The sequence below is a fragment of the Variovorax sp. GW823-FHT04B03 genome (genome assembly GCF_058796495.1).
Genome location: NZ_JBXAIT010000003.1, coordinates 888,565 through 900,901, shown reverse-complemented (window position 1 = coordinate 900,901; position 12,337 = coordinate 888,565). Strand labels below are relative to the sequence as shown.

15 protein-coding genes are annotated in these 12,337 nt (G+C 70.0%); 6 read left to right on the top strand and 9 right to left on the bottom strand.

Going from position 1 to position 12,337, the window contains the following annotated elements:
• A complete protein-coding gene (gene dut / locus AC1RAD_RS17250) occupies positions 1-447 on the top strand; it encodes a dUTP diphosphatase (protein ID WP_062474662.1) in 447 nt (148 codons plus the stop codon).
• Positions 448-636: 189 nt separating this feature from the next.
• A complete protein-coding gene (locus AC1RAD_RS17245) occupies positions 637-1,137 on the top strand; it encodes a glycine zipper 2TM domain-containing protein (RefSeq protein ID WP_062474665.1) in 501 nt (166 codons plus the stop codon).
• Between the two features lie 70 nt (positions 1,138-1,207).
• Here AC1RAD_RS17245 and AC1RAD_RS17240 read toward each other — a convergent pair whose 3' ends face one another.
• Complete coding sequence (locus tag AC1RAD_RS17240; RefSeq protein WP_159272451.1) at positions 1,208-1,732, bottom strand: FKBP-type peptidyl-prolyl cis-trans isomerase; 525 nt, start codon at positions 1,730-1,732, stop codon at positions 1,208-1,210.
• Positions 1,733-1,746: 14 nt separating this feature from the next.
• Here AC1RAD_RS17240 and AC1RAD_RS17235 point away from each other — a divergent pair, with 14 nt between their 5' ends.
• From AC1RAD_RS17235 to AC1RAD_RS17225, 3 genes are all read left to right on the top strand, one after another.
• Positions 1,747-2,889 (top strand): JmjC domain-containing protein, encoded by a 1,143-nt coding sequence (locus tag AC1RAD_RS17235; RefSeq protein ID WP_492736167.1) that lies wholly within the window; start codon positions 1,747-1,749, stop codon positions 2,887-2,889.
• Positions 2,879-3,385, top strand: coding sequence for a hypothetical protein (locus AC1RAD_RS17230; protein ID WP_492736165.1), 507 nt, complete (start codon positions 2,879-2,881; stop codon positions 3,383-3,385). Before AC1RAD_RS17235 ends, AC1RAD_RS17230 begins: the two co-directional genes overlap by 11 nt.
• Positions 3,386-3,479: 94 nt before the next feature.
• On the top strand, positions 3,480-3,728 hold the full coding sequence (locus tag AC1RAD_RS17225) for a hypothetical protein (RefSeq protein ID WP_056583267.1): 249 nt from the start codon (positions 3,480-3,482) through the stop codon (positions 3,726-3,728).
• Between the two features lie 79 nt (positions 3,729-3,807).
• Here the strand turns inward: AC1RAD_RS17225 and AC1RAD_RS17220 are convergent, their stop codons facing one another.
• The 8 genes from AC1RAD_RS17220 to AC1RAD_RS17185 all read right to left on the bottom strand — a co-directional run bounded on the left by AC1RAD_RS17220 (position 3,808) and on the right by AC1RAD_RS17185 (position 11,330).
• The gene (locus tag AC1RAD_RS17220; protein WP_492736163.1) at positions 3,808-4,587 is read right to left on the bottom strand and encodes an MBL fold metallo-hydrolase; all 780 of its coding nucleotides are present in this window, start codon (positions 4,585-4,587) and stop codon (positions 3,808-3,810) included.
• 5 nt (positions 4,588-4,592) lie between these two features.
• Complete coding sequence (gene bamC, locus AC1RAD_RS17215) at positions 4,593-5,669, bottom strand: NlpB/DapX family lipoprotein (RefSeq protein WP_159272444.1); 1,077 nt, start codon at positions 5,667-5,669, stop codon at positions 4,593-4,595.
• Between the two features lie 150 nt (positions 5,670-5,819).
• Positions 5,820-6,716, bottom strand: a complete 897-nt coding sequence (gene dapA, locus AC1RAD_RS17210; protein ID WP_492736218.1) for a 4-hydroxy-tetrahydrodipicolinate synthase — start codon at positions 6,714-6,716, stop codon at positions 5,820-5,822.
• Between the two features lie 71 nt (positions 6,717-6,787).
• Positions 6,788-7,360 (bottom strand): class I SAM-dependent methyltransferase, encoded by a 573-nt coding sequence (locus AC1RAD_RS17205; protein WP_492736161.1) that lies wholly within the window; start codon positions 7,358-7,360, stop codon positions 6,788-6,790.
• Between the two features lie 43 nt (positions 7,361-7,403).
• Positions 7,404-7,547, bottom strand: coding sequence for a hypothetical protein (locus AC1RAD_RS17200; protein ID WP_167395003.1), 144 nt, complete (start codon positions 7,545-7,547; stop codon positions 7,404-7,406).
• 42 nt (positions 7,548-7,589) lie between these two features.
• Complete coding sequence (locus tag AC1RAD_RS17195) at positions 7,590-8,816, bottom strand: MFS transporter (protein WP_492736159.1); 1,227 nt, start codon at positions 8,814-8,816, stop codon at positions 7,590-7,592.
• Positions 8,817-8,947: 131 nt separating this feature from the next.
• Positions 8,948-10,144: an MFS transporter gene (locus tag AC1RAD_RS17190; RefSeq protein ID WP_492736157.1), complete on the bottom strand. Its 1,197-nt coding sequence runs from the start codon at positions 10,142-10,144 to the stop codon at positions 8,948-8,950.
• A complete protein-coding gene (locus AC1RAD_RS17185; protein ID WP_492736155.1) occupies positions 10,137-11,330 on the bottom strand; it encodes a serine hydrolase domain-containing protein in 1,194 nt (397 codons plus the stop codon). The genes AC1RAD_RS17190 and AC1RAD_RS17185 overlap by 8 nt, the downstream gene beginning before the upstream one ends.
• Positions 11,331-11,420: 90 nt before the next feature.
• Between AC1RAD_RS17185 and AC1RAD_RS17180 the strand changes: the two genes are divergently transcribed.
• On the top strand, positions 11,421-12,332 hold the full coding sequence (locus AC1RAD_RS17180) for a LysR family transcriptional regulator (RefSeq protein ID WP_144004432.1): 912 nt from the start codon (positions 11,421-11,423) through the stop codon (positions 12,330-12,332).
• The last annotated feature ends 5 nt before the right edge of the window (positions 12,333-12,337 follow it).

Genomic DNA, 12,337 nt, shown 5'->3' with positions numbered 1-12,337 from the left:
GTGAAAGTAGACGTCCGAATCCTCGATCCGCGCATGGTGGATCAATTGCCCGCGTATGCCACCCCCGGAAGCGCCGGCCTCGACCTGCGGGCCTGCCTCGATGCCCCGGTCACGCTCGAACCCAATGCCTGGCAACTGGTGGGCACCGGCATCGCGATCCACCTGGCCGATCCGGCCTATGCCGCGTTGATCCTGCCGCGCTCGGGCCTGGGCCACAAGCACGGCATCGTGCTGGGCAACCTCGTCGGCCTGATCGACAGCGACTACCAGGGCGAGCTGAAGGTCAGCGCCTGGAACCGCAGCAACACGCCCTTCGTGCTGCAGCCGATGGAGCGGCTCGCGCAGCTGGTGATCGTGCCGGTGGTGCAGGCGCAGTTTCGCGTGGTCGCCGAGTTCGAGGCCTCGCAACGCGGCGAGGGCGGCTACGGCTCGACCGGCAAGCACTGAGCCTTTGCTCCGGCAAAGCTGAAGGGCACCTGAGTATCCAAGGCGTAAAGAACGGAACCGCCGGCGCGTGGTTCGTCTCGAAGGTTTCAGCGTGTGTCTTTCGTCATCGCGGCTTCGGCTGAAACGTTAGACACAGGCAGGCATGCAGCCCGTCCGGGCGCGTGCTGTTTTCTTCGAGGAGCCTCTTTCATGAACATCTCAATGCGCTTCATTTCCGTCACGGCGTCCGTGCTCGCACTGGCCACGCTCACGGCCTGTGTCGCGCCGGCCCCGGTCTACCAGACCTCGCGCTACCCCTACCAGGCCCCGCCGCGGGCGATCCAGTACCAGGAAGCGGCCTACGTCGAGTACGGCCACGTCGCCAACATCGAGGTGCTGCGCAGCGAAACCGCGGGCGTGGGCACCACGGGTGGCGGTGCCATCGCGGGCGGCCTCATCGGCGGCGTGGTGGGCAACCAGTTCGGACGCGGCAACGGCCGTGCCGCAGCCACTGCGCTCGGCCTCGTGGGCGGCGCCTTGCTGGGCAACACCATCGAGGCCCAGCAGAACGGCCCGCGCGCCTACGAGAGCTACCGCGTCTCGGTTCAGACCGACCGCGGCGGCTACCGCGCCTTCGACGTGCAAAACCCGGGCGACCTGCGCATCGGCGACCGCGTGCGCATCGACAACGGGCACATCTCGCGCATGTAAGCGGTCGGCCGCGCGCGCAAAGAAAAAAGCCGGGCACTGCCCGGCTTTTGCTTTGTGGGATGGCTGAGTGTCAGTGCAGCATCTGGCCGCCCGGCGCCATCGGCGGGACCTTGAAGAAGGCGGTGCCTGCCGTGCCGCGGCCGACTTCTTCTTCGGTGGCTTCGCGCACCGAACGCACCGTGATGTCCAGGCGGATCGCGATGCCTGCCAGTGGGTGGTTGCCGTCGAGCACGAGGTGGTCGGGGTAGATCTCGGCCACGGTGTAGATCGCGTCCTTGGGGATGCCGTCGCTCACGCCCTTGGGCAGGGCGGAGCCGTCGAAGGTCATGCCTTCCTCGGTGCCTTCGGGGAACAGCGAACGCGGCTCCAGGAAGAGCAGCTGGTCGTTGAAGTCGCCGAAGCCCTGCTCGGGCTCGATCTGCAGTTGCACGCGCGCGCCGGGCTCATGGCCCTGCAGGGCGGCCTCGATCACGTCGAAGAGGTCGTCGCCGCCCACCATGAATTCCACCGGCTCGTCGAGCACGTCCAGCACATCGCCGAGCGTGTCTTTCATGGTCCAGGTCAGGCCGACCACGCATTGTTCAGAGATTTCCATTGCAGAATTCTCCCATGGAGATCAATCAACCGCTGCCCTTGCTTGGCGGCCTGAGTCCCGCGCAGTTCATGCGCCGGTACTGGCAAAAGAAACCCCTGCTGATCCGGCAGGCCGTTCCCTCGATGGTGCCACCGATCGACCGTCAAGCGCTCTTCGCGCTGGCGGAGCGCGAGGGGGTTGAGTCGCGCCTGATCCGGCATGGGAAGGCCGGCTGGTCGCTCAAGCACGGCCCGCTGACCCGCCGAGCGCTGCCGCCGCTGAAGCAGCCGGGCTGGACGATGCTGGTGCAGGGCGTCGACCTGCACCACGACGGCGTGCACGGCCTGCTGCGGCAGTTCCGCTTCCTGCCCGACGCGCGCCTGGACGACCTGATGATCAGCTACGCGAGCGACACCGGCGGCGTCGGCCCGCATTTCGACAGCTACGACGTGTTCCTGCTGCAGGCGCAGGGCCAGCGCCGCTGGTCCATCGGCAAGCAGTCCGACCTGCGGCTGCAGCCCGACGTGCCGCTCAAGGTGCTCGAGCACTTCGAGCCCGAGCAGACCTTCGTGCTCGAGCCCGGCGACATGCTGTACCTGCCGCCCAAGTACGCCCACGACGGTGTGGCGGTGGGCGACGACTGCATGACGTACTCCATCGGGCTGCGCTCGTCCGCCGTGGGCGAGCTGGGCGCGGACCTGCTGGCGCGCGTGGCGCAGGCGTATGCCGAAGACCTGGAAGACGCGGGCCCGGCCGAACTGGCGCGTTACCGCGATCCGTCGCAGCCTGCCGTGGAAGCCCCGGCCGCGATGCCGGCCGCGCTGCAGGACTTCGCGCGCAAGGCCGTCGAGGCCGCGCTGCGCGACCCCGACGCCATCGACCGCGCGCTGGGCGAATCGCTCACCGAGCCGAAGGCCAACGTCTGGTTCGGCGAAGGCAACGAAGTGCCCGAGGTGCTGCGCGAAGTCGCGCTCGACCGCCGCACGCGCATGCTCTATGACGCGCGGCACGTCTACATCAACGGCGAGAGTTTCCGCGCCGGTGGGGCCGACGCCACGCTGATGCGGCGGCTGGCCGACCAGCGCGCGCTCGGTGCGCGCGAGTTGGCCCGCGCCAGTGAGGGCGCGCGGGCGTTGTTGGGCGAGTGGTGCGAGGCGGGCTGGCTGCATGCCGAATGAAGGCGTCGAGCCGGTCCTGAGCGAAGGCCGATTCGACGGCCGCGAGGCGTTTGCCGACCTCGTTCGTGGGGCCTTGTCCGCCGCTGCGCACCAGGGCTGGAACGAGATCGTCTTCAGCGACCCCGACTTCGCCGACTGGCCGCTGGGCGAGCGCGCGAGCATCGAGGCGCTTCAGGCGTGGTCGGCCAGCGGGCGCCGCCTGTTGCTGCTGGCAGGGCGCTTCGACCTGATCGAGCGCGGCCACGCGCGCTTCGTGACGTGGCGCCGCACCTGGGACCACATCGTCGAATGCCGCGCGGCAGGCCGCTCAGGCACGGCAGAGGAGGTGCCTAGTGCCTTCTGGACGCCCACCTGGTGCCTGCACCGCGTCGATCCCGAGCGCAGTCGCGGCGTCTGCAGCGGCGACGCGCGTGCACGGCGCGACCTGCGCGAAAGCCTCGACGAGCGCTGGCGCCAGGGCCGGCCGGCCTTTCCCGCCTCCACGCTCGGCTTGTAAGCCAATGCCGCAAATACACCCCCGCGACATATCCGGGCGGGGTTGGCGGTCTAGAATTTTTTGGTTCCAGACCTTCATTGCCAAAGGAGTCCTCATGAAGAAGTCGTCGTCCGTCCTGATTGCCTCGCTGATCGCCGCTGCCGCCCTGGTGGCCTGCGGAAAGAAAGAGGACGCCGCCCCCGCGGTCGTGACCCCGCCGCCCGCTCCCGTGACCGAACCCGCACCCGCCGCACCGCCGGCCGCCGCGCCTGCATCGGCACCGTCGGCTGCCGCTTCGTCGGCCCTGGACGCCGCCAACGCCGCGACCGAGGCCGCCAAGAAGGGCGAGGCACCGAAGCAGTAATTCCGCTGCCAGGTCCGCACCATGCAAAAAGCCGCCCTCGGGCGGCTTTTTCATTGGGGGAGGGCGATGCCCCGCCTGCTCAGACGTCGAGCCAGGGCGAGCCCTCGGCGGCGGTGGCCGTGAGCATCTCGGCCTCGTCGCCACCCAGCGCTTCGGCCATCAGGCGCCGCACGATCTCGGGCCGGTTGTTCTGCTCGCTCAGGTGCGCCGCGACCACGTGGCGCAGCCCGTCGTGAAGCACGGCACGCGCGATCTCGGCGGCCGCGGTGTTCGACAGGTGGCCGTAGTTGCCGCCCACGCGCTGCTTCAGGAACGACGGGTAGGCCGAGCCGGCGAGCAGGTCGCTGTCGTGGTTGAACTCCAGCAGCAGCGCGTGCGCGCCGCGCAGCCGGGCCAGCACGTGGCTGGTGGCGTGGCCCAGGTCGGTCAGCACGCCCAGCGTGCGGTTGCCGTCGGTGCAGCGCAGCTGCAGCGGCTCGCGGGCGTCGTGGGGCACGGTGAAGGGCTGCAGGCAGAGGTCGCCGACCGTGAACTCGGCGTCGTCGCGCGCCAGGTGCAGGCGGCCTTCGTAGTCGCGGCCGCCGGTGGCAAGCCACGTGCCTTCGCTCATCCAGACCGGAATGCGGTCGCGCAGCGACAGGGTATGGGCGCAACCGATGTGGTCGCCATGCTCGTGGGTGATGAAGACGGCGTCGAGGTCCGTTGCAACCAGGCCCGCCTGGGCCAGGCGCCGGTCGAGCTGGCGGATGCCGAAGCCGCAGTCGACGAGGAGGCGGGTGGTGCGGCCGGCGCTGGTCGTTGCTTCGACCAGCGCGGCATTGCCCGTGCTGCCGCTGCCGAGGCTTCGGAAGCGGAGCATGGGGCTTACTTCAGGTCGTCGGCGATGACCTTGACGATGCGCTGCGCGTTGGCCGAGGTTTCGGGCGCGCCGGCGTCGTTCAGGACCGAGACCGTGGTGGCTTCGCCCTGGCTCTTGACCGAGATGCGGAACTTGATCGGCGCTTCGTCCTTCTTGGAGCTGAACAGCTTGCCGAAGAAGCCATCGTCCTTCTTGTCGGGGTTCGGCGTCACGTAGCGCACGTAGTAGGTGCCGGCGCTGCGATCGCGGTCTTCGACGGTGAAGCCGGTGCGGTCCAGGGCCAGGCCGACGCGGCGCCATGCGCGGTCGAAGCCTTCGCTGATCTGCACGACCGGCTGGTTGCCGACGGTGGCCACGGTGGCGGTCTTGGGCGCTGCGGTGGTCGCGGCGAGGATCTTCGACTGCTCTTGCGAGACGCCGAGCTTGACCATCAGGCGGCGCAGGAATTCGGTCTCGAGCTCAGGATCGCTCGGGCGGGGCTGCCACACGGTCTGGTCCTGGCGGGAGTTGTTGTAGACCTCCTGCATGCCGCGGTGGCTGACGAAGATCTCGGTGCCGTTGGTGCTGCGCTCCAGGCGGGTGCGGAAGCGGTCGAGTTCGCCGGTCGAGTAGACCGAGTCGACCAGCTTGCCCAGCGTGCCGCGGATGATGTCCTGCGGCAGCTTGGCGCGGTTCTCGGCCCAGTCGGTTTCCATGATGCCCAGGTTGCGCTGGTCGGTGGTCAGCAGGAAGCCGCTTTCCTGCCAGAAGTCTTTCACCGGCTCCCAGAGCTGGTCCGGCGTGCGATTGACGACGATCCAACGCTGCGTGCCCGAGCGTTCCATGCGCACGTCGCCGATGTTGGCCACGGCGGTGGGGATGCCCGGTGCGTTCGCGATGCCGGCCTGGTAGGCGTTGGCGGTGACGGCGCCGCCCGGCACTGCATAGCGGTTGTCGCGCGAGAGCTGGGACAGGTCGGGTGGGACTTCGAGCGTCGGGGCCTTGCCGGCGCTCTTGTAGTCGATCTTGTCGCTCTCGAGGACGGAGCAGGCGGCGAGGCTGGCAACGAGGGCCAGCAGTGCAAGTCGCGAAATGTTCTTCAACGTCGTCTTCCTTGGTGGAATGGTTCGGTCAATCGATGGGCCCCAGCGCCCCGCCCTCTCTGAGCACTGTTGCGGCAAAAGGTTGCTTGACCTTGCTGCGAACAGGGGGAAAGGGCAGGCGGGAACCGGTGTGATCGGTGGGAAGCTCGGTCAGTCCTTGAGCAGGCCGGTGGCGCGCAGGGCGCCCTCGACCGCCGGGCGGCTCGCTTCGCCGAGTTCCGTGAGCGGCAGCCGCAGGGCGCCGCCGCACAGACCCAGGCGGGCCATGGCCCACTTGAGCGGGATCGGGTTGGGTTCGACGAACAGGTTGCGGTGCAGCGGCATCAGTTCGAACTGCAGCTGCATGGCGCGCTTGACGTCGCCGGCCAGCGCGGCCACGCACAGCTCGTGCATCTTGCGCGGCGCCACGTTGGCCGTGACGCTGATGTTGCCCTGGCCGCCGCACAGCATGAGCGCGACCGCGGTCGGGTCGTCGCCGGAGTAGACGGCAAAGCTCTTCGGCAGGTCGCGGATGAGCCACTGGGCACGCTCGATGTTGCCGGTGGCTTCCTTGATGCCGATGATGCCGGGCACCTGCGCCAGGCGCAGCACGGTGTCGTGCGCCATATCGGCGACGGTGCGGCCGGGCACGTTGTACAGCACCACGGGCAGGTCGCCGGCGGCTTCGGCGATGGCCTTGAAGTGCTGGTACTGGCCCTCTTGCGTGGGCTTGTTGTAGTAGGGAACGACCTGCAGCTGCGAGTCGGCGCCGACGCCCTTGGCGAACTTGGCGAGCTCGATGGCTTCCTTGGTCGAGTTCGCGCCGCAGCCGGCCATCACGGGCACGCGGCCCCGGGCCTGCTCGACGGATACGCGGATGATTTCGCAGTGCTCTTCCACATCGACCGTCGGCGATTCGCCGGTGGTGCCGACCACGCCAAGGCAGTCGGTGCCTTCGTCAATGTGCCAGTCGATGAGCCGCCGCAGGGCGGGGTAGTCGACACTGCCGTCGTCGTGCATCGGCGTGACGAGCGCGACGATGCTGCCTGTCAGTTGCTCCAAGGGAATCTCTTTGTCGGTGGACGAAAGCGGCCATTCTACTGACTCCGGCCGGGCCGGAGACAGTTGTGTCGGCCAGCTCAGCTGGCCTTCAGGAAGTGGCGCGGCGGGGCGCCCGCGGCCGCTTCGCCGGGCCGCACGGCGGCGATGCGCTGGACGAAGCGCGCCGGCTCCGGCAGGAAGCCGTCTTCATAGGCGATCACCTGCAGGCTGGCGCAGGCCCCGAGCAGTTCGCCCGGCTGCAGCAGGAAATCGGGCCGCGAGGGCTTGCCGATGGTCTCGTTGCCGGCCGCGAAGGTCTCGTACAGCAGCACGCCGCCCGGCGCCACGGCGGCCACGATGTCGGCCATGCGCGGGCGCCAGAGGTAGTTGGTGACGACCACCGCACCGAAGCGCTGGGCCGCAAAGGGCCAGGGGCCCGACTCGATGTCGGCCGCCACCACGCGGCCGAAGGCGCCGGCCGCCTCGACGGCCTCGGGCGACCGGTCGACGCCGATCGCCGCATGCCCGCGCCCGGCGAACCACTGCATGTGCCGCCCGGACCCGCAGGCCACGTCGAGCACCGTGGCGTTCGGCGCAAGCAGGTGCGACCAGCGCACGATCCATTCGGAGGGCGCCGTGCTCGCATGCACGGGAATTGCTACATCTTTCATAGTGGCCTGGGCCCGGCAAGCGGGCGTTTCGGGGCGAAGTCGTTCAGAAACAGGACCACACCTGATCGACCAGCGTGACCAGGAACGTCGGATGCACGTACAGCGCGAACACGCCGCCCAGCGCCGCCAGCACGGCGGCGAGCCAGGCGGCCTGGGCCAGGTAGTGGTTGCGTGTGCGGGGCGTCATGGCGATGGCTCCTTGCAAACAAGAGAAGAAAAGCGCGGGCCGTCAGCCCGCCACGGCGACCGGCCGGACCGCGCGCGCAATGGCGCTTTCCTTGACCGGCAGGTTGATCAGCGCCGCGAACACGCCCAGCGCGATCGAGATGTACCAGACGATGTTGTAGCTGCCCGTCGTGTCATACAGGAAGCCGCCCAGCCACACGCCCAGGAACGAGCCCACCTGGTGGCTCAGGAACACGAAGCCGCTGAGCATCGACAGGTGGGCCACGCCGAAGATGCCCGCCACGATGGCGTTGGTGGCCGGCACCGTCGACAACCACAGGAAGCCCATGGCCGCCGAGAAGACGTACACGCTGAGCGGCGAGATCGGCGCCAGCAGGAAGAGGGCGATCGACACCGCCCGTGCAAAGTAGATGGCAGCAAGAATCTTGGGCTTGGACAGCTTCTGCCCCAGCAGGCCGACCGTGTAGGTGCCGAACACGTTGAACAGCCCGATCAGCGCCAGCGCGTAGCCCGCCACTTCGGGCGACAGGTTCTTGTCGCGCAGGTAGGTCGGCATGTGGATGCCGATGAAGGCCAGCTGGAAGCCGCAGACGAAGTAGCCCGCCATCAGCAAGCCGAAGCTCGGGTAGCGGAAGGCCTCGCCCACGGCCTGCAGCACCGATTGGTCACGGTGGCCGGCCAGGGCCGAGGTCTTGGGTTCGCGCAGGCCGAAGGCCAGCGGCACGATCACGAGCACCAGCACCGCCACCACGGCCAGCGCCGTCTGCCAGCCGAAGGCCCCGATCAGGCGGCCTTCGATGGGCGCCATCAGGAACTGGCCGAACGAGCCGGCCGCCGCGGCCACGCCCATCGCCCACGAGCGGCGCTCGGCCGGAATCTGCCGGCCGATCACGCCGTAGATCACGGCGTAGGTCGAGCCCGCCTGCGCCGCGCCGATCAGCACGCCCGCGCTCAGGGTGAACAGCAGCGGCGTCGGCGAATGTGCCATGCCGAAGAGGCCTGCCGCGTACAGCAGCGAGCCGCCGATCAGCACGCGGAACGCGCCGAAGCGGTCGGCCAGCATGCCCGCGAACACGCCGAAGATGCCCCACGACAGGTTCTGTACCGCCAGCGCGAACGAGAAGGTCTGTCGATTCCAATCCTGTGCCTGCGTGATGGGCTGCAGCCAGAGGCCGAAGCCGTGGCGGATGCCCATCGAGAGCGTGACGATCATGGCGCCGCAGAACAGCACCTGCTTGATCGAAAGGGTGGGAGCGGGGGAGGCTTGCATCCTTCGAATGTAGCGAAATGCCTGCTGTGGCAGGTGGCGCGGTGGCCATGGCCATTGATGATTTGTGGGCGCGGTTTCGATGCGTGGACCGCATCAAAGAAAGAAGGCAGGCGCGTGGCCTGCCTTCGGGGTCAGCGCGCTGGTGCCGCTGCCGCGCCACGCGCGCCCGGAAAACCGTGCTCGCAGGCCCGCCACGCCAGCATCAGTCCCGGCACCAGCAACGCCAGCAGCGACCAGGGCAGGCTGCCCGCGCCGCCGCCCTGCAGCAGCAGGCCGCCCACCAGCCCGCCGCCCGCGATGGCGAGGTTCCAGGTGGTCACGACCATCGACTGCGCCACGTCCGCCGCATCGCCGGCCGCCTGGGCCGAGGCGGTCTGGAACAGCGTTGCCGCGCCGCCGAAGGCCAGGCCCCAGACCGCGACCGCGAGGTACACGCCCGCCGCCGATCCGCCCGCCGCGGCGAGCATCAGCGCCGCCAGCGCGAAGACCGCCGTGCCGGCCAGCACCAGCGTGCGCAGCCAGCGGTCGATCAGCACACCCGTGAGCCAGATGCCGCCCAGCGACGCCGCGCCGAACACCAGCAGCACCCGCCCGACCTGCGCCTCGAGCCCGGCGTGCGCCAGGAAGGGCGCGATGTAGGTGTAGAGGATGTTGTGCGCCAGCACGAAGGCGAACATCACGGCCAGCACCGGCCGCACGCCCGGCAGCAGGAACACGCGGCGCACGCTTTGCTGGCGCCCGGCGTCCTGGCCCGGGAAGTCGGGCACCTGCCAGCGCACCCAGCCGAGCAGCAGCACCGACAGCGCCGACATGATCAAAAAGGCCGGCCGCCAGCCGACGCTCGCGCCCAGCAGCGTGCCTGCCGGAATGCCCAGCGACAGCGCCAGCGGCGCGCCCAGCATCGCCACGGCGATGGCCCGGCCCTGCTGCGACGGCGCCACCATGCGCGCGGCATGCCCGGCCAGCAGCGCCCACAGCAGGCCCGCGAACACGCCGGCGAAGAAGCGCGCGACCAGCGTCAGCGTGTAGTCGTGCGACAGCGCCGTCACCGTGTTGACCACCGCGAAGCCGCCGATCGCGCCCATCAGCAGCGGCCGGCGCCGCCAGCCGCGCGTGAAGGCCACCAGCGGAATGGCCGCCACCAGCGAGCCGATCGCGTACACGGTGACGAGCTGGCCGACCAGCGCGGGCGCAACGCCCAAGTCGGCGCCGATCTGCGGCAGCAGGCCGGCCGGCATCGCCTCGGTGAGGATGGTGATGAAGCCGCCGGCCGCCAGCGCCAGCAGGCCTGAGAGGGGCAGCGGTGACGAAGAGGTCGTGTCACGCATAGACGGCGTCCCTCAGTTCGGTGACGAAGCGGCCCGACATGCCTTCGTAGAGCGTGTTCGTGAAGGCCACCACGCTGAGCCCGCGCGCCCGGTCGACGAACCAGGCGTGGCCGTAGGCGCCGCCCCAACGCCAGGTGCCGGGCGATTCGGGCGTCTGCGTGGGCTGCGGGTCGTGCAGCACCGAAAAGCCCAGGCCGAAGCCCCAGCCCGGCGCGTCCGCGGGGCCCCAGGCGCCCGTGTGGTTGCGGCCCATGGCGTCGACGGTGGCGGCGCCCAGCAGCGGGGCGCCGCCGGTGCGCAGCGTGTCGAGCAGGCGCAGGAAGTCGTCCGCGCTGCCGACCATGCCAGCACCGGCCGAGGGCCAGGCGTTGGCGTCGAAAGCGCGCGCCGGGTCGAAGCGGATGCCGACGGCGCCCTCGAACGGCGTGGCGACAACCGGGCCGTCCATGCGCTGCGGCGGCGTCGCGCCGGGGCCGTTCACATAGGGCGTGGCCAGCCGCGGGTCGCCGGGTGCGGCGGCGAAGCCCGTGTCGTGCATCTGCAGCGGCCCGGTCACCAGCGTGCGCACCGCTTCGGGCAGCGGCAGGCCGCTGGCCGCCTCGACCACCGCGCCGATCACGTCGATGGCCAGCGAATAGAGCCAGCCCGTGCCCGGCGGGTACAGCAGCGGCACGCCGGCCAGGCGTTGCAGGTTGCCGGCCAGCGTGAGGCCGTCGTCGCGGTCCATGCCGTCCGACACGCCGGCGCGCGCGTACGGGCCGTCGTCCGAACTTTCGAGGAAGCGGTAGCCCAGGCCGGCCGTGTGGGTCAGCAGCTGCCGCAGCGTGATGACAGCTTCGCCGCCATCGGGAAGGCGCGGGCGGAAGTCCGGCAGCCAGCGCGTCACCGGGGCGTCCAGGTCAAGCCGGCCCTGGTCCACGAGCACCATCGCGGCGGTCGAGACGATGGGCTTGGACACCGAGGCCAGCCGGAACAGCGCGTCCTCGCGCATCGGCCGGCCGGCCTCGCGGTCGGCCAGGCCGGCGGCGCGCCGATGGATGAGGTGCCCGTCGTGGCTCACCAGCACCACGGCGCCAACCAACCGCTCTTCGGCCAGCGCACGGTCGATGGCCGCGTCGATGCGCGACGGGTCCGGGCCCTGCCACGCAGGGGTGAAAGTGGGGGAAATGTCGGGGAGAAAGGTCATGCGACCAACGATAGGAAGAAGCCGACTTCGGATAAAGACGGCTACAGTTCCGCTCAATGCGGACGTGTAGGTCCGCAATGGAGATTCCCCATGGACAGCCTCAGCGGCTTTGCCGTCTTCGTTCAGGTCGCCGAGACCCGCAGCTTCGTGGCCGCCGGGCGCGCGCTCGGCGTGTCGGCCTCGGCCGTGGGCAAGCGCGTGGCGCGGCTCGAGGAGCGGCTGGGCGTGCGCCTGTTCCACCGCAGCACGCGCAGCATCACGCTCACCGCCGAGGGCGCGCTGTTCCTGGCGCGCAGCCGCCGCGTGCTGGCCGAGATCGAGGCCGCCGAGCAGGAGCTGTCGCACGCCGCCGAGGCGCCGCGCGGGCGGCTGCGCGTGAGCCTGCCGCTGGTCAGCTCGCTGGTGCTGCCGGTGCTGGCCGACTTCATGGCCGCCTACCCTGCGATCGAGCTCGACCTCGACTTCAGCGACCGCCTCGTGGACGTCATCGAGGAAGGCTTCGACGCCGTGGTGCGCACCGGCGAGCCGGCGGATTCACGGCTGTCGTCGCGCCAGCTGGGCGAGTTCTCGCAGCTGCTGGTGGCCTCGCCCGCGTACCTGGCGCGCCACGGCACGCCGGCCTCGCCGGACGACCTGGCCCGCCACGCCTGCCTGCACTACCGCTACCCGGCGACCGGCAAGGTCGAGGTCTGGCCGCTCGCGCCCGGGCCCGACGGCAGCGAGGTGCGCCCGCCGGTCTCGATGATCTGCAACAACATCGAGACCCGGCTGTGCTTCGCCCTGCGCGGGCGCGGCATCGCCTGCCTGCCCGACTTCAGCGTGCGCGCCGCGCTGGCCGAGGGGGCGCTGCAGCCCGTGCTGGCCGACCACCTGCGCCGGCCCCGTACCATCGCGTTCCGCGTGCTGTGGCCGTCGGGGCGCCATCCGTCGCCCAAGCTGCGGGCGTTCATCGATTTCCTGGGCGCGCGGATGTTCGGTCCGCCCGCAGAAACTCCCGCCTGATGTGC

Bases quoted from the DNA above. Each gene is read 5' to 3' on its own strand.
- AC1RAD_RS17245 (WP_062474665.1), top strand. From the start codon at position 637: ATGAACATCTCAATGCGCTTCATTTCCGTCACGGCGTCCGTGCTCGCA.
- AC1RAD_RS17240 (WP_159272451.1), bottom strand. From the start codon at position 1,732: ATGGAAATCTCTGAACAATGCGTGGTCGGCCTGACCTGGACCATGAAA.
- AC1RAD_RS17235 (WP_492736167.1), top strand. From the start codon at position 1,747: ATGGAGATCAATCAACCGCTGCCCTTGCTTGGCGGCCTGAGTCCCGCG.
- AC1RAD_RS17230 (WP_492736165.1), top strand. From the start codon at position 2,879: ATGCCGAATGAAGGCGTCGAGCCGGTCCTGAGCGAAGGCCGATTCGAC.
- AC1RAD_RS17225 (WP_056583267.1), top strand. From the start codon at position 3,480: ATGAAGAAGTCGTCGTCCGTCCTGATTGCCTCGCTGATCGCCGCTGCC.
- AC1RAD_RS17220 (WP_492736163.1), bottom strand. From the start codon at position 4,587: ATGCTCCGCTTCCGAAGCCTCGGCAGCGGCAGCACGGGCAATGCCGCG.
- AC1RAD_RS17205 (WP_492736161.1), bottom strand. From the start codon at position 7,360: ATGAAAGATGTAGCAATTCCCGTGCATGCGAGCACGGCGCCCTCCGAA.
- AC1RAD_RS17200 (WP_167395003.1), bottom strand. From the start codon at position 7,547: ATGACGCCCCGCACACGCAACCACTACCTGGCCCAGGCCGCCTGGCTC.
- AC1RAD_RS17195 (WP_492736159.1), bottom strand. From the start codon at position 8,816: ATGCAAGCCTCCCCCGCTCCCACCCTTTCGATCAAGCAGGTGCTGTTC.
- AC1RAD_RS17190 (WP_492736157.1), bottom strand. From the start codon at position 10,144: ATGCGTGACACGACCTCTTCGTCACCGCTGCCCCTCTCAGGCCTGCTG.
- AC1RAD_RS17185 (WP_492736155.1), bottom strand. From the start codon at position 11,330: ATGACCTTTCTCCCCGACATTTCCCCCACTTTCACCCCTGCGTGGCAG.
- AC1RAD_RS17180 (WP_144004432.1), top strand. From the start codon at position 11,421: ATGGACAGCCTCAGCGGCTTTGCCGTCTTCGTTCAGGTCGCCGAGACC.